General features: G+C 61.4%; 24 protein-coding genes and 1 tRNA gene. 15 read left to right on the top strand and 10 right to left on the bottom strand.

Translation table 11 applies throughout. From position 1 onward, the window contains the following. Positions 1–9 precede the first annotated feature (9 nt). Entirely contained in the window at positions 10–1,293 is a 1,284-nt protein-coding gene (locus ACLNEE_RS11165) for a tetratricopeptide repeat protein (RefSeq protein ID WP_412007102.1), read from the bottom strand. A 126-nt stretch (positions 1,294–1,419) separates the two neighbouring features. Between ACLNEE_RS11165 and ACLNEE_RS11160 the strand changes: the two genes are divergently transcribed. Then, complete coding sequence (locus ACLNEE_RS11160) at positions 1,420–2,448, top strand: hypothetical protein (RefSeq protein ID WP_411421337.1); 1,029 nt, start codon at positions 1,420–1,422, stop codon at positions 2,446–2,448. A gap of 82 nt (positions 2,449–2,530) precedes the next feature. Here the strand turns inward: ACLNEE_RS11160 and ACLNEE_RS11155 are convergent, their stop codons facing one another. Beyond that, positions 2,531–4,564, bottom strand: a complete 2,034-nt coding sequence (locus ACLNEE_RS11155) for a hypothetical protein (RefSeq protein ID WP_412007101.1) — start codon at positions 4,562–4,564, stop codon at positions 2,531–2,533. A gap of 277 nt (positions 4,565–4,841) precedes the next feature. Here ACLNEE_RS11155 and ACLNEE_RS11150 point away from each other — a divergent pair, with 277 nt between their 5' ends. The 3 genes from ACLNEE_RS11150 (at position 4,842) to ACLNEE_RS11140 (ending at position 7,671) form a co-directional block, all read left to right on the top strand. After that, a complete protein-coding gene (locus tag ACLNEE_RS11150; RefSeq protein WP_412007100.1) occupies positions 4,842–5,537 on the top strand; it encodes an OB-fold-containig protein in 696 nt (231 codons plus the stop codon). Between the two features lie 38 nt (positions 5,538–5,575). After that, entirely contained in the window at positions 5,576–7,342 is a 1,767-nt protein-coding gene (locus ACLNEE_RS11145) for a flotillin family protein (protein ID WP_411421334.1), read from the top strand. A 104-nt stretch (positions 7,343–7,446) separates the two neighbouring features. After that, complete coding sequence (locus tag ACLNEE_RS11140; protein ID WP_411421333.1) at positions 7,447–7,671, top strand: hypothetical protein; 225 nt, start codon at positions 7,447–7,449, stop codon at positions 7,669–7,671. Between the two features lie 18 nt (positions 7,672–7,689). Here the strand turns inward: ACLNEE_RS11140 and trhA are convergent, their stop codons facing one another. Next, positions 7,690–8,334, bottom strand: coding sequence for a PAQR family membrane homeostasis protein TrhA (gene trhA, locus ACLNEE_RS11135; RefSeq protein ID WP_411421332.1), 645 nt, complete (start codon positions 8,332–8,334; stop codon positions 7,690–7,692). A gap of 97 nt (positions 8,335–8,431) precedes the next feature. On the opposite strand from trhA, the gene ACLNEE_RS11130 reads away from it, so the two are divergent. Together ACLNEE_RS11130 and ACLNEE_RS11125 are read left to right on the top strand one after the other, a co-directional pair. Then, the gene (locus ACLNEE_RS11130) at positions 8,432–8,923 is read left to right on the top strand and encodes an RNA polymerase sigma factor (RefSeq protein WP_411421331.1); all 492 of its coding nucleotides are present in this window, start codon (positions 8,432–8,434) and stop codon (positions 8,921–8,923) included. Further along, on the top strand, positions 8,920–9,555 hold the full coding sequence (locus ACLNEE_RS11125) for a hypothetical protein (RefSeq protein ID WP_411421330.1): 636 nt from the start codon (positions 8,920–8,922) through the stop codon (positions 9,553–9,555). Before ACLNEE_RS11130 ends, ACLNEE_RS11125 begins: the two co-directional genes overlap by 4 nt. A 32-nt stretch (positions 9,556–9,587) precedes the next feature. On the opposite strand, the gene ACLNEE_RS11120 is transcribed toward ACLNEE_RS11125, so the two are convergent. Further along, positions 9,588–10,685 carry an aspartyl protease family protein gene (locus tag ACLNEE_RS11120; protein ID WP_411421329.1) on the bottom strand — a complete coding sequence of 366 codons (1,098 nt, stop codon included), beginning with the start codon at positions 10,683–10,685 and terminating at the stop codon, positions 9,588–9,590. A gap of 166 nt (positions 10,686–10,851) precedes the next feature. Further along, the gene (locus ACLNEE_RS11115) at positions 10,852–11,652 is read right to left on the bottom strand and encodes a 3-keto-disaccharide hydrolase (protein WP_412007099.1); all 801 of its coding nucleotides are present in this window, start codon (positions 11,650–11,652) and stop codon (positions 10,852–10,854) included. 43 nt (positions 11,653–11,695) lie between these two features. Here ACLNEE_RS11115 and ACLNEE_RS11110 point away from each other — a divergent pair, with 43 nt between their 5' ends. From ACLNEE_RS11110 to ACLNEE_RS11085, 6 genes are read left to right on the top strand one after another with little or no spacing between them, the layout of a single operon-like run. Then, positions 11,696–12,469, top strand: a complete 774-nt coding sequence (locus ACLNEE_RS11110) for an inositol monophosphatase family protein (RefSeq protein ID WP_412007098.1) — start codon at positions 11,696–11,698, stop codon at positions 12,467–12,469. Next, positions 12,466–12,885 carry a Holliday junction resolvase RuvX gene (gene ruvX, locus ACLNEE_RS11105; RefSeq protein WP_411421326.1) on the top strand — a complete coding sequence of 140 codons (420 nt, stop codon included), beginning with the start codon at positions 12,466–12,468 and terminating at the stop codon, positions 12,883–12,885. The genes ACLNEE_RS11110 and ruvX overlap by 4 nt, the downstream gene beginning before the upstream one ends. Then, positions 12,875–13,879 carry an endolytic transglycosylase MltG gene (gene mltG, locus ACLNEE_RS11100; protein ID WP_411421325.1) on the top strand — a complete coding sequence of 335 codons (1,005 nt, stop codon included), beginning with the start codon at positions 12,875–12,877 and terminating at the stop codon, positions 13,877–13,879. Before ruvX ends, mltG begins: the two co-directional genes overlap by 11 nt. Beyond that, positions 13,876–14,967 (top strand): YqeG family HAD IIIA-type phosphatase, encoded by a 1,092-nt coding sequence (locus ACLNEE_RS11095; RefSeq protein WP_411421324.1) that lies wholly within the window; start codon positions 13,876–13,878, stop codon positions 14,965–14,967. The genes mltG and ACLNEE_RS11095 overlap by 4 nt, the downstream gene beginning before the upstream one ends. After that, the gene (locus tag ACLNEE_RS11090; RefSeq protein ID WP_411421323.1) at positions 14,964–15,782 is read left to right on the top strand and encodes a shikimate dehydrogenase family protein; all 819 of its coding nucleotides are present in this window, start codon (positions 14,964–14,966) and stop codon (positions 15,780–15,782) included. Before ACLNEE_RS11095 ends, ACLNEE_RS11090 begins: the two co-directional genes overlap by 4 nt. Beyond that, positions 15,769–16,698, top strand: coding sequence for an L-threonylcarbamoyladenylate synthase (locus tag ACLNEE_RS11085; protein WP_411421322.1), 930 nt, complete (start codon positions 15,769–15,771; stop codon positions 16,696–16,698). Before ACLNEE_RS11090 ends, ACLNEE_RS11085 begins: the two co-directional genes overlap by 14 nt. On the opposite strand, the gene ACLNEE_RS11080 is transcribed toward ACLNEE_RS11085, so the two are convergent. The 5 genes from ACLNEE_RS11080 to ACLNEE_RS11060 all read right to left on the bottom strand — a co-directional run bounded on the left by ACLNEE_RS11080 (position 16,695) and on the right by ACLNEE_RS11060 (position 23,245). Beyond that, positions 16,695–17,507, bottom strand: a complete 813-nt coding sequence (locus tag ACLNEE_RS11080) for a hypothetical protein (RefSeq protein WP_411421321.1) — start codon at positions 17,505–17,507, stop codon at positions 16,695–16,697. The genes ACLNEE_RS11085 and ACLNEE_RS11080 overlap by 4 nt on opposite strands. 41 nt (positions 17,508–17,548) lie before the next feature. After that, positions 17,549–19,465 carry an APC family permease gene (locus tag ACLNEE_RS11075; RefSeq protein ID WP_411421320.1) on the bottom strand — a complete coding sequence of 639 codons (1,917 nt, stop codon included), beginning with the start codon at positions 19,463–19,465 and terminating at the stop codon, positions 17,549–17,551. A gap of 64 nt (positions 19,466–19,529) precedes the next feature. Next, positions 19,530–20,582 (bottom strand): N-acetylglucosamine-6-phosphate deacetylase, encoded by a 1,053-nt coding sequence (locus ACLNEE_RS11070; RefSeq protein ID WP_411421319.1) that lies wholly within the window; start codon positions 20,580–20,582, stop codon positions 19,530–19,532. Then, positions 20,579–21,517: a DNA-processing protein DprA gene (gene dprA / locus ACLNEE_RS11065; protein ID WP_411421318.1), complete on the bottom strand. Its 939-nt coding sequence runs from the start codon at positions 21,515–21,517 to the stop codon at positions 20,579–20,581. Before dprA ends, ACLNEE_RS11070 begins: the two co-directional genes overlap by 4 nt. 102 nt (positions 21,518–21,619) lie before the next feature. After that, complete coding sequence (locus ACLNEE_RS11060) at positions 21,620–23,245, bottom strand: outer membrane protein assembly factor BamB family protein (protein ID WP_411421317.1); 1,626 nt, start codon at positions 23,243–23,245, stop codon at positions 21,620–21,622. A 168-nt stretch (positions 23,246–23,413) separates the two neighbouring features. On the opposite strand from ACLNEE_RS11060, the gene ACLNEE_RS11055 reads away from it, so the two are divergent. The 3 genes from ACLNEE_RS11055 to ACLNEE_RS11045 form a co-directional block, all read left to right on the top strand. Beyond that, complete coding sequence (locus tag ACLNEE_RS11055; RefSeq protein ID WP_411421316.1) at positions 23,414–24,112, top strand: polysaccharide deacetylase family protein; 699 nt, start codon at positions 23,414–23,416, stop codon at positions 24,110–24,112. 130 nt (positions 24,113–24,242) lie between these two features. After that, positions 24,243–24,319, top strand: a tRNA-Ile gene (locus ACLNEE_RS11050). A 106-nt stretch (positions 24,320–24,425) separates the two neighbouring features. Next, positions 24,426–25,022 (top strand): hypothetical protein (locus ACLNEE_RS11045; RefSeq protein ID WP_412007097.1); only part of this gene is annotated, 597 nt, incomplete at its 3' end.

Raw genomic sequence — 25,022 nt, 5'->3', positions numbered from 1 at the left:
TTCCTGGCTTTAGCCTCCGGCCCGGGCGAGGCGATCCCGATCCCACGGAACCACAACCCACTGATTCATCGCGCGGCACTCCTGCGCATGGCGGAGCTCGGCGTGGGCGCTGGTCTCGTCTCCCAACTGAAGGTGGCATCGGGCCAGGCTTTCGCGCACGTAGATTTCAAAGCCCAGCGCTCGATTCGCTTCACAGGTTGCTAAAGCGCTGTGCCCCAAGATGAGTCCGGTGCCTGGCCGACCTTCGCCGCACGCCAGGTGAATACGCGCCAGGTCGCTGGTGAGCCGAAATCGCCACGACGCTCCGGTATCCGCGGCGACAAATCGCTCCAGCGCCCACCGAGCGGTCTCGTCGTGCCCGACGGAGGCCGCCATCCAAGCCAGGTTGACCGCCACGTAGGCTTCTTCAAACGGTTCTCCGTGGGTGCGGGCCAGTTCGGCGGCCTGAACGAGCTGCGCGAATCCCGATTCGTAATGGCCCCGGCATCCGGCAATGAGGCCCAAGCTGTGAACCATACGCACATGGCCTCGGGCTCGCAAGACCCCCGGATCCAATCGCGCGGCCGGACGCCAGAGCGCTTCGGCTAGGTTCAGCTCGCCCAGATACATCAGGCATCCGGCTTCAAAAAACGAACAAAGCGCCAGGAGCTCGCCTTGCTGTTGTTGCATCGCCGACAAACGCACCTGATGCAACGCCTCCGAAGCAGCGGCGGTCTCGTTGCAATAAAAAAGCGCCCATGCGCGCAAAAATGAGGCCCAGCCGCGCAAGGGGTGGCTCGGCGAACCCGCTTTCAGAGCGCGATCACTGAGCTCCAAAGCCCGATGCGGTGCCAGGTTGGTCGCCAGATCGTTGGCGTGCCGAATCAAGCCAAAGGCGTTGTTCGGCTGATGAGTCACCGTCCATTCCAGCACGTCCTCAAGCGATCGAACCGCAGCGTCCTCGCGCCCGCGCCCGTCGGTCAAAATGGCGGTTTGCCGGGCTGCGGTCAGGGAAGATCGGAGCAAGATAAACCAGGGTTCGGAGTGCAGAGCCAGGAGGTCGGGGCTGTGCGTCAGGTTGATCTGGAGCAAAGGCATCTCCAGGGTCAGGCTGGTTCGTCCCACCCGCAAAAAAGGGGCGTTGTTGGTGGCTTTTCGAAGGGTGGCCAGGGTCTGCCGGAGGCTGGTGGCCTGGTGAGCCGCGCTTGATTGGGGCCAAAGCAGTTCTCCCGCCCGGGCTCGGGTCACGGGCTCCGGGGCGATGGTGGCCAGCATGCCCAGCAGACCCCGGCTCCGAATCGGCAGGTCGCGCACGGGCCGACCCGAGGGATCAATCAACTCCACCGTCGGGCCTAGATTGAGCTGCCACGGCTTCATGACGGCCTTGAGTATAGCGGGAAATCACGAATTTTCACAAAAACTCGGCCGATCGTTAAGGTCATGACCGCAAGCCCTAAAGTGAAGAAATCGGGACTTCCGGAAGGCCCTAACGTTCGCAACCCGACCGTAAAACTGCATGCGCCGCGCGGTTTCTTTGCGAAATGTCGCATCGCCCGGCGGGAGAAGACAATGAAAAACGGTCGAAAATGGATGAGCTTGGTGGCCATGGCCTTGGTGGCCTTGCCGATGGGGTTGCAGGCCCAGGGTTGGGGGACGTCCTCGCCTGAACTCACTTCGCAAGTGCTGGATGAGTTTGTGAGGGCCAACGAGATGATTGCCATGGGGCGCTTTACTCCGGCGCAGCGCAATCGCATGCAGCAGATCTTGCAGCGACAGTGGAATGACGGGGTCACCGCCGGTCAAGTGATGGGCACCATTGAAGGGGCGCAAAAGCTGCGCGCTTTGCCGGCCCGCACGCAGCACCTGGCCTTGATGGCCAACATCATGGGCTTTCTCACCCGGGCCGATGAGTTTCGGCGCCAGGGGGATGAGTACAGCATTCTGGTGCTCGAAGTCTATGCGGCCAGCAATCCTCCGCTCCTGGCGCAAGAGCCCCTGTTTGGCAAGCGGGTCGCCGATGCCTACATCGACGCCTTTCTGTTCCTGGGCGCGGTGCGGAGCGGAAAGCCCGAGCCCAAGCTCGGCGAAGAGAGTCGGCAAAAACTACGTTTGGAACTGGCCCGCGATTACCACCGTGCCAACAAACAGCAGCGCGATCAGTTCCAGCAGAACGTAGGCGGCGTGCTCGGACACATGATTCAGTGGCCGCAAATGGGCGAGCTCGATCGACTGCTGGTGCGGGCCGACTTGGGGGCCAAGCTCACGCCGCAAGAGCAGCAATATGTGATGCAAGCCCGGCAGATGATGAGTCAGCATAATCACCAAATGATGTCGAATCAGTTGAACTTTATGCGTCAGAATCAGGACACAATCATGGGCAGTGCACCCTACTGGAATCCCAGCGCCAATCGGTGGGAGCAAAAGGGCGGCATCGTGACGGAATTCGGCGTCACTCGGGTGGGCGGCTAGTCGTCTACCCACTCCCTTCCTCCCCCGAAAGTCGTCGTCTCCATTGACCTTCCGGCATGGTGGTCAAAACGCGGGGCGCGGGCTAGTTCGGGGGAGGATTTTTAGCGACCCGGGGGATGGCTTCGCGGAGATAAGTCTCATATTCCGCCAAGGCGGCATCCTTCCGGGCTTCTGTCCATCCCAAATGGAACCGAGGGGCATTGCGGAGTTGCTTCAGTCCTTCCGCCACCAGATCCCCCACCCGAACCGGACTTCGCTCGCCGACCTGAATGAGGTCGGGGAGATCTCCGGCCAACATTGGATCCCAGCGAGTCTCGCGTGGTTCTTTGAGCTCCACCCGGTAGCGGTCGCCAACGACGCGCAGCACCGAGCCCACAACCCGCCGATCCTGAATGGCCGTAAGAAACGATCTTTGGAGTGGTTCTAACGTGATCAAAGGGCTTAAGAACACATCCTTCAAAAATCGGATCCGGCCTAAAGCCATGGCCGAGGCGCAAAACAACCCATCCGGCTCGGCGAAGAAGGTTTCGGCCGCCGACTTCATCACGGGGTCGGTCGCGTGATCGGACATAGGAAGCAGCTCGCGTCCGAATACCAGGCTAAACCTGGGCCCCGCGTTTCTCATCCAAGTCACCCATTCGGAGAGGGCTTCGCGGTCGCCCAATCGTGCCCGCGCGCTAGTCGCTAGGGCCAAGTCGTGCCCCGACCACCCCACCGATTCGGGAGGCAAACTAAAGAATCTTCGAGTCTGGTGTTGAAGCGATGGCAGGGCTCGCTCTGGATCCCAATCCGCCAGCTTGATCACGGTTTGCAAATTGAAGGAACGGAAATGATCACGGCGCTCCGGGTTCGCTTCCATCTCTTGCATCCGTCGAACCATGAGTTCGGTGAGGCTTGGGTTTTGGCGATTCCGCACCTTTTCCGCCCAACGGGGGGTGGCGGGAGTGGGGGGCGGTCGGAACAATTGCTCCATGAGGGGAAGAGTGCGGTCGATCGTCTGGGCTTCCATCAACCGCTCGATCGCTTCTTTCCACTGCTCGAAACTCGCCGAATCATCTTGTAAGATGGCAAACCACCGTTCGGGATGCGACAGGCCCCGGCTGCGTTCCCATAGGGCGCGAACCTTGTTGAGGTCAATTTGCCGATTCGTCTGCGGCAGTTCTTCCACCCCGAGGATTCCCTTGATCGCCTCGAGAATGGCCTCTCGTACCGGGATGGCGCTGCGACCCATCCGGTGGCTGCTTTTTCCGGCCAGCGTGATGGTCAGGCGAGTATCCGTCTCCATCGCTTGAAGTAACGGCTCCAGGGCCGCTTCGCCTTCGGCAATAAGGTCTTGCACCCGTCCGCTTTCGCGCATGGGTGAACTCAGCGGCCAAACATGCACGGAGGAATGGGCTTGGTCGAGGGCCACAATTTTGGCCGCGATCCGGGCGGATTGCGGCGCGATGGTCTGGGGTGGTCTGGTCTTTCTTTTTTGAAGTCGGATGCGACGCTCGCATTCGGCCAAGAGTTGATCGACCAGGTTCGATAGGTCGTTGAAATGAGTCAAAGCATTCGGCCAGAACCTCAGCTCCGACTCGTTGATTCGCTCCTCTGGGGTGAGGCGACGGTCGAATTCCTCCCGGAAGGCCGCGCGGACACGAATCAGCTCGCGCAGATCGCGAAGCGCGTTTTCAAGTTCACCCGCGGCAAAGGCTAACAGGGCGCGTTCGTACCGGGCGATCAGGTAAGACAGCGCGGCATTTTCAAACGGTCGATCCCTTAGGCGCGCAACCTCACCTGAGAGAGCGGTGTCCGGGTCTCCTGCGGCGAGCCAAAGGGCCGCCGCCAACCACACGGAGTAAGGGTTTCTTTCTCGGATTGAATACACGCGAGGATCGTTGAGCGCCAGGGTGGGAAGACGCGGGCCCAGGAATGTGCGCACCGGATACGTTAGCCCGTCTCCGAGAACAATTTCCCTGCGATCGGGGAAGTACCAACCCTTTTCGCTGACCAAAGCGCTTCCCCCAAACCGTTGGTAGCGCGCGACAATGGCCTCCCCAAAGCGTCCACCCCGAGGGTCACTCATCCCGTGGCGGAGCAAAAAGTTGGCGGTTTCCGCCAACTCCTGGGTCATGGTGGGCGCTGGTGGTGAGCCAGGCCGAACATCGGCGGCCTGCGGCCATGCTGTTGTTGCCGCGAGCAATAACAGCATACTCAGCCCTCCCCTGAAACCCACGCGAAGCGTCTTCACTTGCCGTTTCCCCTACTGCTCCGACGGGCCGATGCGGTCTGTTTGTTCAGGAATCACGCGGGATTGACGTGATCATTCCCCCCTACATTCACAAGGACTCGACCCGAGCGCTTGCAACCCGCAGCCCAAACGCTAGGTAGGATGAGAGCGGAAGACGTTGATGAGTTTGGGGGAGTTTTTGCTGGCACCGCCCAATGTGCCGTTTGCCATTGCTCTTGGAGTCGTGGCTCTGATGGGGGTGGTGGAGGTCATCGGCACGTTTCTTGGAACCTCGGGCTTGGCCGATTCCGACTCCGATGTGGATGCGGACGCCGAGGGATTTGCCCCGAAACTCCTCAACTTTTTGCACTTTGGCGCCCTGCCCACCACGGTCATTATCCTGCTGTTTTGCTTAGGCTTTAGCTTGAGCGGTTATGCAATTCAGTTTGGCGTCAATCAATTGACCGGACGCTTAGCCCCGGCCCTGGTGGTCAGTTTCCCGGCCCTGTTGTTGGCCTTGCCCCTCGTCCGGCTGGGAGGCGCGGGTCTGCGCAAGACCCTCTTCCGGGAAGACACGGCGGCGGTGAGCTCTGATGCGCTGCTTGGGCGCGTCGCCACCATCACCCTGGGCGAAACCCGCCGCGGAACCCCCTCGCAGGCCAAGCTCAAAGACGAATTCGGCACCACTCACTATGTGCAGGTGGAGCCGCTCCACGAAAATGGAGTCTACGCCGCTGGTTCAGAGGTGATTCTGGTCACCCGAACCGGGGCCACGTATCAGGTGGTGGGGGTCGATGACACCATTGACCAACTCACCGCCCCCGATCCTCGCGCCGGCACGGAAGCCCCCGACCCGTCTTCCTCCACGCCCCAATAAAGGCGGAGAGCCCGACAATTCGCTTTTTTTGACCCGACGTGCCTGATATCAACTCGCTTCAAATCATCGGCTTTTTTGCCGGAGCCATTGTCCTTGGCATTCTCGTCATCGGATTCATCTTCTCGCGCCTTTACTACCGCGCGACCAAAGAGTCCTCGTTCGTGCGCACCGGTCTGGGCGGCCAGAAGGTCGTGATGAACGGCGGCGCCCTTGTGATCCCGGTCGTTCACGAGACCATCCGCGTGAACATGAACACCCTGCGACTCCCGGTTGAGCGGGGCAAGGATAGCGCCCTCATCACCAAAGACCGGGTGCGGGTCGATGTGCAGGCCGAGTTCTTTGTCCGGGTCAAACCCAACGAAGACGCAATTGCCGATGCCGCCCAAACGCTGGGTCAGCGCACCATGAAGCCCGAGGCCCTGAAGGAGCTGGTGGAAGGGAAGTTTGTCGACGCCCTGCGCGCCGTTGCCGCCGAGATGACCATGGAAGAACTGCATGAGCAGCGGGTGAACTTTGTTCAGCGCGTGCAGACCACGGTGTCCGAAGACATTCTCAAGAACGGTCTGGAACTCGAGTCGGTCTCGTTGACCAGTCTCGACCAGACCAACAAGGAATTTCTGAATCCCGACAACGCGTTTGACGCGCAAGGTCTGGCCAAAATCACCGAAACCATTGAGCTCAAGCGTAAAGAGCGGAACGACATTGAGCAGACGAGCAAGGTCGCCATTCAAGAACGCAACCTTGAAGCCACGCGTCAGCTGCTGGCCCTGCAAAAAGAAGAAGAGTACGCCAAGCTTGAACAAGAACGGGAAGTGAGCATTCGCCGGGCCGCGCAAATGGCCGAGATCGCCCAGGTCCAGGCCGCGCGTCAGCAAGAAGCCAAGCAGGCAGAAATCAGCGCCCAGCAGCTCATCAGCCAAACCGAAATTTCGTCCAAGCGTAAGATTGACGAAGATCGGATTGCCACCGAGCGCGAGCTTGAAGAGTTGCAGCTTCAAAAGGCAAAGGCGCTCGAAACCAGCCAGATCGAAAAGGCCAAGTCGCTGGAACTCGCTGAGCAAGAACGCGCGATTGCGATTGCCGAGAAAAGTCGCGCCAAAAGCGAAGCCGAGGCTCTGGCCGCCGCCGCTCGGGCCGAAGCGGTTCGCGCCGACGAGCAGGTCATCACGGTAAAGGAGCGCGAAATTGCCGAGCGGAAAAAGATCATCGAACTGGTGAATGCGGCCGAGCAAGCCGAACGGGAAGCCTTGAAGATCACCGTGGCCGCCGAAGCCGAGCGCAAAGCCAACGAGGACCGTGCCGCCGCCCTGGAAGCCATCGCGCGGGGCGAAGCGGAATCGGAGCGACTGCGGGCCGAAGCCGCGCGGGCGCGTTACGAAGTGGATGCGGAAGGGCGTCGCAAGCTCAACGAGGCGGAAAACCTGTTGAACCCCGAAATTGTGGCCGCGCAGGTCAAAAAGATCCTCATCGAGCGTCTGCCCGACATCATTCGCGAGAGCGTGCGACCCATGGAGCAGATCGACGGCATCAAGATCATTCAGGTGGAGGGTCTGGGGGGCGGCAACGGCCACGCTCATGCCGCCGGCACGGCCACAGAGGGAAACCTGGCTGACCAGCTGGTGAACTCGGCGCTGCGGTACCGGGGTCAGGCTCCGCTGGTCGATGCGCTGATGACCGAAATCGGGATTCGGGGCGGGGATATCAACGGCATCACCGAAGTGCTGGATGCTCCGACCAAGCCCGAGGGCGGTGCCCCGCGATCCTCGGGGAAGCCTGCTCCCAAGCCTAAGCCGGCCGAGGAGTAACGGTTTGGCCTCCCCTGGGGCGCCCGCCTCGGGGGAGGATTCAGCCCGGTGCAACGCCTGACTCAACCCCTGCGTAAAGGCCTTTGGAGTATGAGGGGAGCGACATGATCTTTGTCACGGCCTTAGTGGTTTTGGTCGCGCTGTGGGGCGGGTTTTCCGAAGAGATCTACTGGCCCGAGGCGCTGACCTACATCGTCCTGGCGGTTTTGGCCTGGGGGATCACATTTTTTGCGCCCCACTCAAGCGCCCCCGCCATTGGGCTCGGGATTTTGGCGGTGACGGGCATCGTCCTCCTGTTCCGAGTTGGGTTGGCGAATATCCGAGCCTGAGGTACGGGGGGGGACAGGTCAGCCAAGCATCCGGAACAGCGTGACCATCACCATCAGGTGACACAGGGCCCCGCCGAGCACGAAGACGTGCCACAACTCGTGAAAGCCAAAGCGTCCCGGCCATAGGTTCGGCCGCTTACTGGCGTAAATCACCGCCCCGACCGTATAGAACAGACCACCGCCGACCATCCATCCTAGAGTCGTCGGACTGGTTGCGGCCAGCATTTGCGGGAGCAGAAACGCACACATCCAGCCCATGCCTAGGTAAAGCGAAAGCCGGAGAGGGGTGGGGGTTTTTTCTCGGGTCGCGGCCACCAAAATCCCGACCACCGCCATGCCCCATTGCAACGCCAGCACCCACATGCCTAAGGTTTTGGGCAAAGCCAGCAGCGCAATCGGCGTGTACGATCCCGCGATCATCACGTAGATGGCGCAGTGATCCATGCGCTGCAGCCACTGATGCTCCAGCTTGAGCCAGTGGTACAGCGCACTGCTGGTGAACATGAACACCGCGCCCAGGCCGAATACGGCAAAGGCCAAGGCGGCCAGCGGCGATGACAGAGCCAGCACCGCAAGCAAAAATGCCCCGACGCCCACAATCACCGCGCCGGCCGCATGGGAGAGGGCGTTGAAGGGTTCGCGAATCCGGGCGATCAGCGACATTTGCGGTCTATTTTACTGACTGCGCACGGTGGGGCCTTGGTGTACTTTCCAAGATTGAGTGTAAACATTCCCCGCGCCTCCGCGAATCACACCTTCGATGACCTCTCAAGCGCGCTCAGAAGCCCGGTTCCTCGCTCTTATCGAGGAGTACGCGGGCATGCTGGCGCGTATTGCCGCTCCCTACGCCCAAACGCCCGAAGACAAAGCCGATCTCATTCAAGAGATGCGGTTGCAACTCTGGCGGGCTCTGCCGAGCCTGGATGCCGACCGCAACGCTCGCACTTGGGCGTATCGAGTGGCACTCAACACGGCCATCAGCTGGTATCGCCGGGCGCGAACCTGGCGGCCGGTGGAGCATGAGATGGAATCGATTGCGGACGGCGAGGAGATTTCGACCGAGGCCCTGGTGCTCCGGCAGCTCATCGCCGGTCTTGATCCGGTCAATCGCGCCCTGCTGACCCTTCATCTGGAAGGACTCTCGAACGAAGAGGTCGGCCAGGTGATGGGTTTGACCCCGCAAAACGTCGCCACTAAGCTGACCCGCCTCCGGCAACAGCTCCGCTCCCTCATCAACCGACCAACGCTATGAATCCCAACCTTGAACTCGAAGATCTCCGGGCCGCCTGGCAACAAGTGGCCACCGATCAGACCGCCCTCCGCGCCGATTTTGAACTGGCGCGGGTTCGTCGTGGCCTGTGGCAGCAGCACATTTCGCCGGTGCTGCATATTCTCGTTTCTCTGGCCGGGATGAGCGCGGTGGGGGACTTTCTCTCCGCCCGGTTTCCGCAAATGCTGGCCGACCCCGCCGGGGCCTGGCCCACGGTTGCTCTGATGCTGCTGGGGGTCGCGGCGATCATGGCCTCGGTGCATCAACTCATGGCCATCTATGCACTTGAATACGCCAGCGACTTGCGCTCGATGTTGCACCGCACCCTGGTGCTAGAAACCGTCACGGTGCGCGGCACTTTGATTTTGCTGGCCCTGGGAATGGTGGGTTGGGTGGCGCTGCCGGTGTGGTGGGGGCAGGTGACCCTGGGGTACGGGTTCTATCGCCAAATCCCGCTTTCGTGGCTGGTGGCCAACGCCGCGTTTGGCGTTGCCGCAGCCGGAGCCCTGGTCACACTCGCGCGTAGTCAACGCTGGAGCCAGCAAGTGCGCCAGGCGTTCACGGGCGAAAACCTGACGCGGCTCCGCAACGAGCTCCGGCAGCTGGAAAACTGATTCTTAGCTCAAATGTGGCAGTCGAAGCCACCCTAGATCAGGCGACGTGTCACGACGTTTGCCATCCACTTGATCTCATCTCGAATCAGGCTTAAGTCCAAGCTTTGTCCTGGGATGCGAAATCGCGATTCCACCTCCTCCAGTCGCAAAGTGGACACGGTTTCGCCGTTCACCTGAACGAGAAGATCCCCGACCTCGATTCCAGCCTCCTCTGCCGGGGATTCAGGCACCACCCGGGTGACGGCGATTCCGTGCGGAAGGGGCTGCAATCCAATGCCCACCATGTCGCTCTCAATCGGGGTGCCAAAGTGGGCGTTGGGGGTCAAGTACGCTTCGCCCCGCGCATAGTCCAGGCTTATGGTGAACTGTTGAAGGATGTCGTATCCAAGGAGTCCGGCTCGTCGGGTGGAATCAAGCGCACCAGGCGGAGCAGAAGGGGAAGCGACCGCCAAGGGACGAAGGATGCAAAATCGACCGAGGCAGGCTTCCTCTAATCGGCCCATGATCGTTCCTCTCTGTCCCCCAACGCCTCCGGACTGAAGTGTTTGGGCGGTACCCGGGAAAGGGAGCAACTGGTTTTCATCGGTGAACGGGGCGTAGAAGGTCAGGCCTCGCTGGGCCCCGGTATCCAGGCCAAACATGCCCTCAATCGTTCGTTCGTCACTCAATTTCATGCGGATTCGAACCAGGGGCACGCCATCATCGAGTTGAAAAGCAATCACTTCAGTCGCCTGATTTTGGAAAGGGGGCGCGCCAAGATGAACGACTTGTTCCGCATAGTCGATGGTGACCACTCCTTGCTCAAAAAACTCACAACCCAAGATTCCGTCAACGGTCTTGCCCAGGGCGGCTTCGATCCCCTTGATCGGAAGGCCGATGAACGGGATTCTTCCGACGACACGAGCCCTAATCTGGACTTCAACGGGTTGCAAGCGTTGAGCGTCAACGCTTCCACCGGCTCCCTCAGCGGTCTCGAATCCAATTTGGGACAGACCGAGCGATTCAATGAGCGACTCGTCTAGGACCGAGGTTCCGGCTCCCGAATCCAGCAGCAGCGAGAGCGGCCGCGACCCGTTGATTCGTCCCTTAATGAGGATAAGGCCACGGGCCGACTCGAATTCAATCACCATAGGGTGTGGATGGGAGGACATGAGAGGATGAAGGAAAGCGATGAAGGGGCCTGCTGCACTTGACGGGCTTGAATTGACGAGTCATTGACACCATAACGACAACCAGGAACCGAGCAGGGGTGGGAGAAACTTGGAGCGACGTGCCGCGGTTTCAGGGTCTGCTCGCCTACAACGGGCGGATCATGATGCGCCGAAACTCCACGGGGTGACTTTCGGATTGCAAGGAGATGCTTCCGCCCGAAATTTTGAGTTCGTCGCCCTTCATCAGCGACTTGGCATCGGGGTCGCGCGGATCGTACTGAACCTGCTCGTACCGCATGACTTCCGCGCCATTGATGCGGTGAATCACCAGGCCGCTGCCGCGAACTTCGATTTCCAGCTGCACCCACTGGTCTCCGCGCAGGGTGGGCGAGTTGGAGTTTGTGCAGTGCTGAGTGATGAGCTTGCCATCCATCACCACATTTGTCCCGGGCGTGCACAGGTTTGCGGTCGGACGATCGCCCTCTTCGGGGCCACCCAGCAGCTGGATCTCGGCCGAAACGGGGAAGTCTTGATCCTTCCGCATGGTCTCCGGCGGCTGACCGTGAATCATGACCCCGCTGTTCCGCCACGCCCATCCCGGGCCATCGGCAATCTGCTCGCCGACGAATCGGTACTCCAATCGAAGCACGTAGTTGGATTGCGGGGTGCAGTGGAATAGGTGTCCGAAACGCGCGTTGAATTTGCCCTCGTAGCCCTCGTATCCCACTTGAATCGCGCCATCTTTCACCCGAAAGGTGTTCCCAAAATTCTCGCCCAGTGCGTAGCCCTTAATCTTGGGCGTCCAGCCATCCAGCGATTTGCCATCGAACAGGGGCGTCCAGCCAGGGTCGGGAGTGGCTCCCAGCAGAGACAGACCCACCAGGGCTAATCCGCACTTGGCCAAGAGATGAAGTCTAGAAGGCATGGCGGAAACGTTACCCGCCATCGCCCCAGCAAACCTCTGGATAATCCGTCAAACTTGCTCCTGCATGTCGCCTCGCCTTGCTGCTGCCATCGAAATTGCGGTTGCCGCCGGTCGCTCCACGTTGGCGCACTTTGGCCAGCCGCTGGATATCGAGCGCAAGGCCGATGCCTCGCCCGTGACGGTGGCCGATCGCGCGGCGGAGCGCTTGGCGCGCGAGATGTTGGCCGTCGATTTTCCTGGCGAGGCCATCTTGGGCGAAGAAGAGGGGGAGTCCGGCAACTCAGGGAACCGCTGGGTGATCGACCCCATTGATGGCACCAAGAGCTTTGTGTGTGGGGTGCCTTTGTACGCAACATTGATCTCTTACGAACAAGATGGGGATCCGATTCTCGGGGTTATTTACCTGCCTGCGCTCAACGAATTGATCTATGCCGAACGCGGCGGGGGATGCTATTGGAACGGTCGCCTGGCGCGGGTCAGCACTCACGCCTCGCTCGAAGGATCAACCTTGTGTAGCGCAGGCCATAAATCGATGTATCAATTTGGGCTCAGCGAAGGCATGGAGCGGTTAACCAAACGGACAATGGCCACCCGAACATGGTGCGATGCCTACGGTCACGCTTTGGTGGCCACCGGACGAGTGGTGGCGATGATTGATCCGGTGGTGGAACGCTACGACATCAGTGCGATCATTCCCATTATCGAAGAGGCCGGCGGAAAGGTCAGCACCCTGACCGGCGCGGATCCCTTGCAACCCGCCCACGCCAACGGCAAGTATCAACTGGTCAGTAGTAATGGGCAGGTTCACAAAGAACTTTTGGAGACGCTGCACGGATGAGAATGTTAGGGGTGGATTTAGGCCGGAAACGGATTGGGTTGGCGGTCATGCCGCTGGAACTCGGCATCGCAAGCCCGCGTTCCAATTTGGATGCCAGCGGAACTCTGCGCAAAGATGCCGAATCGATCCTCGCTCGGGCCCGCCAAGAAGAGGCAGATGCCATTGTGATCGGTCTGCCTTTGAATGATGATGGCAGCGAGGGATCGAGCGCCCGCATTTCGCGGATGTTGGGTCAGCACCTCACCGATCTTGGGGCGACCGTGATCTTCCAAGATGAACGCATGACCAGTCAGGAGGCCGAAAACGTGATGCGCGAAGCCGGGCTGAAAGTGGCCGCCCAGCGCAAGGCCGTAGATGGCGAAGCCGCCTGCCTGATTCTGGAGCGCTACGCGCAAGGGGTTCAGAATGGCGCGTAACAAGGGGTGCATCGCAGGCCTGGCCATCATCGCGCTCCTCGGGATTGGTTTGGCGACCGCCGTCGGCAGTGTTTTCGTGCGCACGGCTCCCACGCCCCGCGGAACCGAAGACGTCTTCCTCCGCCTCTCGGGGCAGGGGGTGCGATCCGCCCTGAATCAGCTGGAAGAAAAGGGTGTCATTCGCAGTGCCGATGCCTATGCAATGCGCATGCGTATCCAGCCGGTTGACCTGAAGGTTCGGGAAGGAACTTACAAGTTTCGGGCCGGTATGTCCTACGATGATGTGCTGAAGGCGCTGCGCACTCCGGTTCGGCGCATGGTGCGCCTGCCCGAAGGCTGGTGGATTGCCCGCACTGCGGCTCGGCTTGAGGCCGAGGGGGTTTGCAAGGCCGAAGACTACATTCGGCTGGCCAACACTCCGGCCGAGTTCAAGGATGTCGTCGATTTCCCCCTGCCCGAGCGCAGTCTGGAAGGGTTTCTTTTCCCGGACACATACGATCTGCCGCCCATGACTCCGGCCAAAGATGTCATCACCATGCAACTGCGGGCCTTTGAACGGCGGGTCATTCCGGTGGCCAAAGGTCAAGATCTTGAGCGGATCGTCAATATTGCCGCGATGGTTGAGCTGGAAGCGGCCCTGGATGAAGAACGGCCGCGCGTCGCCGGGGTGATTACCAACCGGATCAAGAAGAGGATGACCCTGGATATCGACGCCACCGTGTTGTACGCCTTGCAAGAATGGAAAGTGCTTGGCCCGGGCGTGGTGCGAACGGTGAAGTCGCCCTACAACACCTATCTCAATCGAGGGTTGCCGCCGGGCCCGATCGGTTCTCCCGGATTAAAGAGCATTCAGGCCGCCATGAATCCGGAGTCTCATCCGTATTTGTTTTACGTGGCCCGCCCCGACCGCAGCCATATCTTCACCACCAACTACGCCGACCACCGCGCCGCGATCCGGCGGGCGCGGGCCGAGTTTAGGGAGCGTGCGCCATGAGACACTTCAAGAGCGGCACCTTTGCCCGCGATACCATGCCCACCAGCGTGCGGCCGTTCAGTCCTCACATTTCGCTGACCGGGATTGATCAGGTCGATTTGCAGGCGCTCTGGGATTCAGGCAAGCGGCTCCTGCTTCTGGACGTGGATAACACCCTCCTGCCCTGGAAGGCGAAGGAGGTTCCGCCGGAATCGAAGGCATTCTTAACCCGGGCCCGGGAGTTGGGATTCGATCTTTGCGCCATCAGCAACACCCGGCATCCCGAGCGGCTGACGGTGATTTGCGGCCTGATGGAGATCGACTTCATTCGCGATAAGTTCAAACCCAGTCGCCGAATGTACAACGCGGCGCTCGAAAAGTACGGTCGCACGCCCGAACAGACCATGATGATCGGCGACCAGCTGCTCACCGATATCTGGGGGGCCAATCGCGCCGGAATCGACGCCATTTGGGTGCGTCGACTGGGCAAAGAAGAGTTCATTGGCACGCGTCTCGTCAGCCGCAATGTCGAAAAGCTGCTCGGCACCGTGCTTTACCGCTACTTCCAGGCCGAGGAAGCCGATGTCGAGCGTCGCCCCGGCTTCTTCCGCCGCGCCGTGTTTCAGCAGATGGTCAAGTTCGCCATGGTCGGGGGCTTGGCGACCGCCGTTGATCTGGGGCTGCACAACTATTTGATGTTCCGGGCCACCAGTGGCGGCATGTTGTTGCGGGAACGGGTGGAACTCTGGGCCGCGGCCACCTTTGGCTTGTCCCAAGACACCTTTATTCACCCCGCCGAGGTCGCCTATCCGGTGCTCAAGATTGGCCCGGTTTTGCTCGCCATCCTCATCAGCTACCTCATGAACCGCTGGCTGACCTTCCAGGCCACGCACGAAAAGATCACGGTGCGGCAGGTCGTGCAGTTTTATGCGGTTGCTCTCGTGGGCATGCTCATCAGTATCACCGCCGGAAGCGTGGTGAATGCCGCCGCGACGGGGAGCGTCCAGGCGAACTGGCTGAAGGGCAGTCTGGTGGGCATGGTCGCCGGATTTATTTGGAACTTCAACGTCCAGCGTCGATGGACGTTCAAAAAAGGGTCGGAACAATGAGCCCGCACTGGTCGCAGGCCGAGCCGGGCGACTACGCCGTGATTGGCGACCCCATCGACCACAGTCTCTCCCCCCGCATGCACTCCGCCGCGTATCGAGCGGATGGGCTCAATCATGCTTACCGAGCGATCCGGGTTCCGGCGGGGGAAGTCTCGGAAGCCCTCCCGGCGCTTCAAGCCAAGGGCTATCGGGGACTCAACGTGACGGTTCCTTTAAAGGAAGAAGTCTTTGCGTATGTCCGCGAGCAGGGCTGGCGGGTCAGCCCGAGCGATTTGGAGTACGGCGCTGTCAACACGCTTCTCTTGGCGGAACGCACGGCCCTGAACACCGACGTTCTCGGCTTCTTGCGAACCCTGCAGGCGCAAGCGGTGACCCCGGGCGCCTCGGTGCTGCTGCTGGGGGCGGGGGGAACGGCGCGCGCCCTTTTGGTGGGTCTGGTAAGAGCGGGTTACCGGGTCGCCGCGTGGAACCGCACCCCTGAGCGCCTCACCACGCTAATCGCCGAACTTCAATTGCCCATTTCTCCATTGACTCATCCCGATCCCGCCGGAGTCGAGGCGGTCATCAATACCACCTCGGCCAGCCTGACGGGGGAAGCGGTTTCGGTGCCATGGGAGGGCCGCCCGATTTTGGCGTATGACGTGGCTTACGCCCAAACCCTCACGCCCTTTTTGGCCTCGGCCCAGGCCGCGGGGTGTCGGGTGACCGATGGCCGGGCCATGCTGGTGGAGCAAGGGGCCATGGCTTATGAGGCCTGGCTTAGACGCCCTGCGCCCCGAGCGGCTATGCTGAAAGCCCTCGATGAGCATTTTTAGCCCGACGGTCGAAGCCATTCAAAATGCCGCGCGCGTGATTCGCGAAGGCGGGATGGTGGTCATGCCGACCGAAACGGTCTACGGCTTGGCATGTAACGCGCTTGATGCCGAAGCGGTTCAACGTGTGTTTGAAGTCAAGGGCCGCCCGGCGGAGAATCCGCTCATCGTTCACCTGGCGCGCTGGGAACAGCTGGGAACCGTGGCCGCCAGCTGGCCTCCCATCGCCGAAAAGCTTGCCCATCAGTACTGGCCTGGCCCGCTGACCCTCGTTCTTCCCAAGCGTCCAGAACTCCCCAACGTGACCACGGGCGGACTCGATACGGTCGCGGTTCGCATCCCTCAGCACCCCGTTGCGCGCGAAATCATTGAGCGTGCAGGCGTACCCATTGCGGCTCCCAGTGCAAACGTGTTTATGGGTTTGAGCCCCACCAACGTGCGCGACTTAGATCCCGAGATCTTGGTCGAAGTCGATATCGTCATTGACGGCGGTGACTGCGAAGTGGGGCTGGAAAGCACGGTTCTTGATCTCAGCGATGCCACGCCCCGCATTCTTCGTCCCGGGGCCATCAGTCGGGCCGATATTCAGGCGCGGGTGGGACAGCCCCTTGGGATGACTCCCCCGAGCGGCGTTCGGGCTCCAGGTATGTATCGGCGGCACTACGCCCCAAGCACCCCGCTGGTTCTGGCGCAAGAAGTCAAGGACGATGAAGCCGGTTTGGTGTTCGGTGAGCCCGAGAATCCTCGTCAGATCAAAATGCCTCGCGAGGCCAAGGCTTACGCGGTGCTGATGTACGGAGCCTTGCGCCGCCTCGACATGATGAAAGTCGAGCGTATTGTTGTGCAGGAGCCTCCGGCCCTGCCTGAGTGGGAAGCCGTTTTGGATCGACTGCGCAAAGCCAGCGCCAGCATGGCCTAAGGCGTTTCTGCGGTCGCTCCGCCGGAGCAGACAAACAGCAGGGAGCGCTTGACCTTATCCATCATGAGCCGCATTTGGCGGACCGAAACGTCGTCTTCTTGCGCATGAGGGCTCAGGCCGACCAGGACGTGATCGCTCTGGGTTTCTTCGCCCATATCGCGCACCAAAGAGGGCAGATCGCGCGTGCGCTCCAGCCTGATTTCGTAGGTGAGCTGCTCGTCATCCAAAATGGTCTGCGCCGATTCGGCCAGGGAAGCGGCCCGACTTTCCTGTTCTGGCATCGCGGCGTGAATGGGAAGATCGCGCGGCACCACGATGGGCAGGAGCAGCACAAGGCGGGTGTCACGCGCATCGCTGAACTCCACCGCCACATCCAAAAGGTGGCGATCAAACGAATCCGGGCAGAACACAACGAGAACCCGGCGTTCCACCTGACTCTTCAGCTTCTTTTTGGCCGCCGGTTCGGGCGAAGTGCAGAGCAGATCCAGTGAAGTCCGGGCCTCTTCCACGGTGCGGGTAATGGCGAGCTGACTGCGCACTTCGGGCACCGATCGCAGCATCGTTTCCACATGATCGGGGAGCGCGGCAAAAATGACGCGGGCGCGGTCGTGTTCACGGACAAATTCGATGAACGAGGCAAACGTCTGCGCGCCTTCCACGGTGATTTCGGTAATCCCGCTGCCGTCCACAATCACCCCGGCGGGGTGCCTGCGCAAGGTGAGGGTGATGGCCGTTTCCACCGTATCCCAAAAGTTCTGGCGCAAAGCTCCAGAAAGAACAATCACGTCCTCATAGGATTCGACAATCATGGATGAGATCTCACTTCTGTTTACGCTCGGTTGACCGTGACTTAGGGCAAGAAGTAGCGAATGCTGGTGATGACCACATTCTTCCGTGATCCCAGCGCCCACTTCATGGCCGTGGCCGCATTCCCGTGCAGCAGGCCTTGCCACCAGTGTTTGGGGACGGCTTGCGGAACGATGACGGTAATGAACATATCGGGTTCTTTGGCCCGAAGCTCGTCGATGTACTCAATGACGGGCTCAATGAGCGATCGGTACGGCGATTCGAGAATCACCAGCGGCATATCGGCCCCAAACGTGATCCAGTCGTTGCGGACGCTTTTCGCTTTCTCGGCGTCCAGGGTCACGTGCAGAGCCCGGCAATCGGGCGCGCTGCTTTGGGCGTACTGAATGGCATGCAGAATGCCCTTGTGCACCCGGGGAACCAGCAGCAGGGTGAGGCTCTTGATCGCCTTGAGGTCGCTGGCCTGGTTGCCCACGCTCAGCGACTGGGCTAAGTAGTCGTAGTGCCGTCGAATGCCGTAGAACAGCATCATCAACCCCAGGACAACAATCACGACCAGCCAAGATCCTTGCTCCCACTTGGTGATGAGCAGAATCCAGCACACGATGAACGTGACCACACCGCCGAAGAGGTTGATCGCCATTTTGCGGTTCAGACGGCCACGTTCGGCCTTGGCGGCCGGATAGTCGGGCGACATTCCGCGCGCATCTTCAACGTGTAATCGGTGAGCCAGCAGCGCCTTTTGCCGTCGGAATCGGATAAACATGCCCGCCTGACTCAACGTGAAGCCGATGAAGACTCCGACCGCGTAGAGCGGAACCAGACTGTGAGTGTCGGCGTTATACGCCACCACCAGACCGCCGGCCACCACGGCCAAAATGATGATTCCGTTTTGGAACACGAGGCGGTCGCCCTGGCTCATCAGCTGGCGCGGCAAAAAGCCGTCGCGGGCCATCAGGCTGGCCAAACGCGGGAAGTCGGCAAAGGCGGTATTCGCGGCCAAAAAGAGGATCGCGGCGGTGGCAATCAGGGTGGCGTAGTACATCACCGATCCATCGCCAAAGCTCTTGGCCGCAATCTGCGCCAACACGGTTCGATACCCTTCTTGGCTGGAATCCATGGGGGTGATTCCAAACTGCACCGCGGCAAAACTGACGCCCAAGAACATCACGCCCAGCAGCACGATCATGAGCCACAGCGTCCGCACGGCATTGCGTGGCGAGGGGGCCTTGAAGGCGGGAACCCCGTTGCTCACCGCTTCAATTCCGGTGAGGGCGGTACACGAGGCGGCAAACCCCTTGAGAATCAAGAGCCAAGCGGGAATCTGCAGGAGGTGATCATCGGGAAGATTGGGTGGGGTCGCGGGCGTGGTCACGGCCTTGGTGAGGGCAAAAATGATCAGCACGATCATCGTCACCACAAATCCATAGGTCGGGAGCGAGAACAGAATGCCGCTCTCCTTCACCCCCCGCAGGTTGCCCAAGCAGATGAGCGCAATGGCTCCCAACGCAATGGGCACCATAAATGGCTGCGTCTGCGGGAACATGGAAACGATTGCGGCCGTGCCCGAAGACACGGAGACCGAGACGGTCAGTGTGTAATCAAGCAACAGGCTGGCGCCCGCCACCTTGCCCCAGTTGCGACCGAGGTTATCGGAGCTGACCGAGTACGTACCGCCGCCGTTGGGATAGGCGTAAATCGTTTGCGAATAGCTGATGGCCACCGTGACCATGAGCAGAATCAAGACCAGCGAGATGGGCAGCGTTTTGTAGTAGGCGGCCATGGTGCCGCCCCTCACCAAAACGTGCATCACTTCTTCCGTGGCATAAGCAACCGAGGAGAGGGCGTCGCTGGCGAACACGGCGAGCCCCACCGGAATGGCAAGGCGTTCAAGGTGTGCGTGTTTGCTTGCAATCGGACGACCAATGACGGTGCGTTTGAGGGCGCTCAGAAAACCCATAAGACCCCCGGCAATCCGGCGGCAATTCGTATTGTAACACGTGCGATGAGGGAACCGCGTGGCCTCAGGCGTCTGCGGATCGCCACTGATCCTGCAACTGGCCATCTTGGCTCCAGAGTAAGTGGAGCCGGGGAGCCTGTCCGTGCCCCAACCGGAGCCGAGGATTGATCGTGCACGTGCGGACGGCGATCTCGGGGCCAAAATCGGCCCACAAGTTGGCAAAAGCATCGCGCAGGGTTATGGCCGAACCCGCCAGGGTATCGGTGCCCGCCAGGCGGACATCACCTACCCCCACCACGCCGGTATGGCCCCACATATCGACCTGGGTTCCGGGCGGAAGTCCCTTGGCCTTGGTGCAGTCGCTCACCGCAATGACCCCGGTTTCGGGCTTGGCCTTAAGGAGTACCGCCGCCGCCGCCGGGCTTACGTGAAGTCGGTCGTAAATCAGTTCGCAGGTCACGTCATCGTTGAGCAGGGCAAAGCCTACGCACCCGGCTTCGCGATGATGCAGACCGCGCATCGCATTAAAGGTGTGCGTGGTATGGCAAAGGCCTGCGTCGCGTCCGGCCATGGCCTCGGCAAAGGTCGCGTTGCTGTGTCCCAGGCTTACGGCGACGCCTCGCGCGGTGAGCCGGTGGATCAGCTCCGGGGCATGCGGCCGTTCGGGCGCAAGGGTAATCAACTTCAGCCGCTCATCGTCCAAAATCGCGTCCCATTCGCTTGGCCCGGTCGGGACGTCGACAATGGCCTCGGGGGGTTGCGCTCCCGGGAACACGGGCGAGATAAACGGCCCTTCCAGGTGGAAGCCCCAAATGCTGCGATGCGAAGGGAGTCGGGCCAAAGCGGCCTGCACAGCAGCGGCCGAGGCGGTAATGGTCGTGGGCAGCCACCCTTCGTAGCCTTCGGCTTCCAGCCGGTTGGCCAGGTCAGTCATCTCACCTTGACTGGCCGACATTGTGTCAATGCCGAAAGCGCCATGGATATGGAGGTCAACAAAACCGGGCGAGAGGATGAAGTCGGCGTCAGACCGATCGCTGGGGGTCAGGCGGACGCCATCGGCGGTTCGCTCGGCTTCATAGACCCCCCAGCCTTGGGTTCCCACGCTCCAGACATTCATGATTTCAGAGCGTATCCGGTCGCGGTGCGCAGCACCAAGCCTTCCAGCTCCAGAAGCGTGAGACCGGTCAGGACTTGCTCGGTGGATTGGCCGGTTTTCATCGCGATGGCTTCGGCGGTGAGGGGTTCGGCCAGTAGCGCTTGGCGGAGGGCTTCGGCGGCGGGATCATCTAGCGGAGGCGCGGGTTCCGCATCGGCGAAACCCCATCCGAGCTCTTCCATGATCTGCGCGGGGGAATCGACGAGACTGGCCCCTTCGCGAATCAAGGCGTGCGAACCTTTGAATCGGTAGTTGGTGATGTTGCCCGGCACGACAAACACCGGTCGATTGAGTTCGGCGGCGGCGGTGGCGGTGCTCATCGCGCCGCTTCGTTCCGGAGCCTCGATGACCAGAATCGCATCGGCGGTCGCCGCGATCAGTCGATTGCGGAGTAGGAAGTTGTTGGGATAACTGGGGGTTCCCAGCGGAAACTGGCTGAGCACCAGGCCCGACTTTGAGATCTGCTTGAGCAGTGGCGCGTGCTGCGCGGGATAGGGCTTATCGATTCCGGTTCCCAGGACGGCCACCGTGGCCCCGCCGACTTCGAGCGCGCCCCGATGGGCCGCGGCATCAATGCCCAGCGCCCCTCCGCTGACAATGGTGACCCCTTGCGCCGCGCAAAACTTAGCAAAGCTGAGGGCGGCCGCCAATCCGTAGGTCGAAGCTTCGCGGGTGCCCACAATCGCCAGGCAGGGTTGACTCAGCACCGCCTCTTCACCCCAATGGAAGAGAGCGAGGGGAGGAGGGTCGATTTCGGACACTCGGCCCTGGTACTGACCCGCCGATCGAACGTACACCCCGGCGGCCTCGGCCTTCTGCAACTTGGTGCCGCCACTGGCCTGAACCCGCTCGCGTTCTTTCGGGGTGAGCTCGCGCCAGCTTTGGAGGGCAGCCAAGGGGTCAAGCGAAGGCCCGAGGCTCGCTAAGAGCGCTCGGGCCTTTTCGGGGGCCATCCCCGAAGCCAAGATGCCTTGCCAAAAAGCCAGGCTCACGTTGGTTTAACCGCGTCCGCCGCCGCCACCCATCACACCGCCGCCCGCAGCTCCGGCCGCATCGGGTCGACGCGGGCTTCCGAGAGCGTTGAGCGTGTTGTCGATGCTCAGGTTCACTTTGGTGACGCTGGTGTTGCCCAGCCAATCACTGGCGGTGACGGTGATGACCGCGCGACCGTTCTGCAGCGGGCGGTTGACCGTCGAGGCCGAGGTGATGCGAATGGAGAGGAATCCGTCGCGGCTGAGTTCGCCAATGTAGTTTTGGCCGTTGATGTCAATCTTGATCGATTCCGGGTTGACGCCGATGCCTACGTCTTCGAGTCGGAAGACAATTTCCATCGGAGCTTTACCGGCCACTTCCTGACCGGGGGTCGGCCAGACCATGCGGGTCGTCGGGGCGGTCAAGTCGACGCCCAGATTCCTATCGAACAGCAGCAGGCTGCCATCGCGGGTCACCAGCATCAGGCTATCGCCCGCCAGAACCGGCGAACCGCCCGCTTGGGTGAAGGTCGCCACGGTCGGAGTGCCGGCCGCTTGACCGCCACCGGCCGCGCCAGATCCTACGCCCGGGCCGCCCGCCGCGCCACCCATTTCACCGGTGTTTCCACCTCCCGCCCCACCACCGGTGGCCGGGGTGGTCACTCGGGTGACGATGGGAGGAAGAACGTAGTTCCAAACCAAGTCGCCCGTGGTGGGGTTCACCAGGTTCAGCGCGCCGTTTGTACCGGCCACGGCCACAAATCGACCGACGAAAACCGGCGGAACGATGGGGGCGCTATCCAGCTTGACCCCGCGCGGGAAGACCGCATTACCTTGCAAGTTGTAGGTGAAGAGGTTGCCATCGCGGCTGACCACGGCCACGCCATCGGGGCCCGCAGCGGGAGCAAGGTCAAGATCGCGACCCACATTGCGCTGCCAAATGATGGCACCGTTGCTGGCGCGCGCGGCGGCCACAAAGCTACCGGAGTTCACATAGATGCGCTCACCAAAAACGGTGAAGGAACCGTTGTTGCTCAGTCGCTGGAAGCGTTGCGTCCAATCGGGGCGGAGAGTCACCGGGTTAAGGCGAACCAGCGAGCCGCGACCCGTGCTGTAGAGAACTGCGCCCTCCACCGAACCGAGTCGAGTTTGCAGACCTTCGCTGACCGCGACTCCGGCTTGGCTGACCGGCTGGCCGGATTCACGATTCAAACCGTGAATCTGGCTGCGGGTGTCGCCAAAAAAGACGTTTGCTCCGGCGGAAACCAAGTTCGTGGTCACGGCAACCGGGTGCAGGTGTTGCCAGGCCAGGTTGCCGGTTGCGGCATCAACCGCATAAACCGATCCGTCGTCGGCGGCGGCAAAGACCTTACCGTCGGCCAAGATGCAGCCATTGCGGAAGTTGGCTTCGGCCGCTTCGCCGCGGGGGAAGCGCCAAAGCGTGTTCCCGGTGGTGCGATCGACGGCGTAGATGCGTCCTCCCACCGCGACATAAACACGATCCCCCTGAATCTGGGGCACTCCGCCACTGGCGACGCGGGTGGGTTGCGCCCAGCGCCAAGCAAGCGGGGCGGGGCCAGTAAACTCCGCCAGGGCAAGGCCGCACAGGGCGGCAGCGGTCAGTAAAGCGGAAGCCCGCAGGCAAGTGCGCATCGTTGACGTCCTCATCATCCAGCCGAAGCCCCCTCGGGGCCCCACGAGGCAAATCATACCGCCCCCGGAGAGATACCGGTGGCAGAAAACTTGACCCGAGGGCTAAGACGCGCCGCGGCCCCGAATCGTCACGCCGCCCCACGGGGTGAAGGGGGATAAACTGCCCGCATGCGTGATGCATCGGTGGTGCTTTGCTACCACAAGGTCGGCCCCCAGGCTGAGGTAGGGCGCTGGTTGAATTTAGAGCCCGAAGCTTTGCGTCGACAGATTCGCTTTTTGCGTCGGCGTGGCTTTCGCATTGCGCTGGCTCGCGATCTGGCCGACTCCCGGGCCACGCGCCTGGCCTGTCTGACCTTTGACGATGCCTACCAGTGCTTTGTTGATTACGGGCTGCCCATCTTAGACAGTGAGGCAGCGCCCAGCAGTATCTACGTGGTTTCGGGAGAAGTGGGCGGGGCCAGCAATTGGGATGGCGATCGTGCCGCACCCTTGGCCGGCCTTGAGGCTTTGCACGCGGCCCGTGCCCGGGGGCACGAGCTCGGCAATCACACGGCCACCCACCGATTTTTGGGTCAGCTCAGCGAAGAGGAGCAGGCGCAAGAGATCGCGACCTGCCACGACTGGATGCAGGCTCAAGGCTGGACGCCCGAATCATTTTGTCTTCCGTACGGCTCGCATAATGAAGTCACCGCGGCGGTCATTGCCCGGCACGGCTATGCCGTGGGACTGACTACGCGGGCTGGGTTCATCACCGCTCAGACCGATCTCCGCCTGTGTCCCCGCATCGGGGTTTCGTACAGCGATGGGGTCGCCGGGCTCTGGTACAAGCTCACGATCAAGGCCTGGATCAAAGGCTATCGGGTTTGAGATTTGGGAAGTGTGTTGCAGGTGAAGGGTCGCGAAGAGATCTGCCGCCCCGCGACCCGCAACTCACAGTGAGCCTACGGACCCGACCGGCGCATGACCCGAGCGTCCACGGGTATAGTCTTGGGCGGTCGGGCTTATAGCTCAGTTGGTTAGAGCGCACCCCTGATAAGGGTGAGGTCACTGGTTCGAATCCAGTTAGGCCCACCATCCGACTCTGAAGAACGCAGCCATCTCTGGCGGCGTTTTTTTGTTTTTTGATCGTTTGTGCCGTCAAGTGCCCCATACTCGAGACATGGTTCGGGCGACGGGATGGATGGCGGCGGTGGCATTGGTGGCGACGGCCGGGGCGCGCACGACCCTGCTGGTTCCCCTAGACGCTGAACCCAGTTGGCGCGATTTGGCCTATTTGGCCGCGATCCCCGCTTCGGAAGCGGTGAACCCGGGCGGAGCCTCGCTCATTGCCCTTGATGCGGCCGGGGTAGGCCCCGAGATGAAAGACTACGCGCGTCGGTATCGCGCCCAGGCGGTCGTGGTGCTAGGCGACGCCGCCCGGGCCAAGGCGGCCCAGAACGGCTGGCCAATCCCATCGGCACGATTCTCTTCGCTCCCGGTGACTTCGGCCGAGCAGGCATCGCTGGCCTTAAGTCGCCGCTTCTGGACAAAGAGCCCCTCCGTTGTGGTCTGCCGGGCCGAGGACTACGCTTCGGCCCTGATTGCGGCCAGTGTTGCGGCCCGAGTCAAAGCGCCCCTGATCTATCTCGGCCCTCGCGGTCTGTCCCCGGCCGCGACGGCCGAAATCAGGCGTCTCCAAGCGCGGGAGGTCATCGCAATTGGCACCCCCGCTCCCGGTCTGGGCCGTTCCCGAGTGACGCTGAGCACCTCGCTCGAGGTGATGCAGTGGGCACGGAAT

This window comes from Aphanothece stagnina RSMan2012, assembly GCF_046764815.1.
Taxonomy (GTDB): domain Bacteria; phylum Cyanobacteriota; class Cyanobacteriia; order PCC-6307; family Cyanobiaceae; genus NIES-981.
The sequence above is the reverse complement of the archived record's forward strand: the minus strand, read 5'-3'. Positions and strand labels throughout refer to the sequence as shown.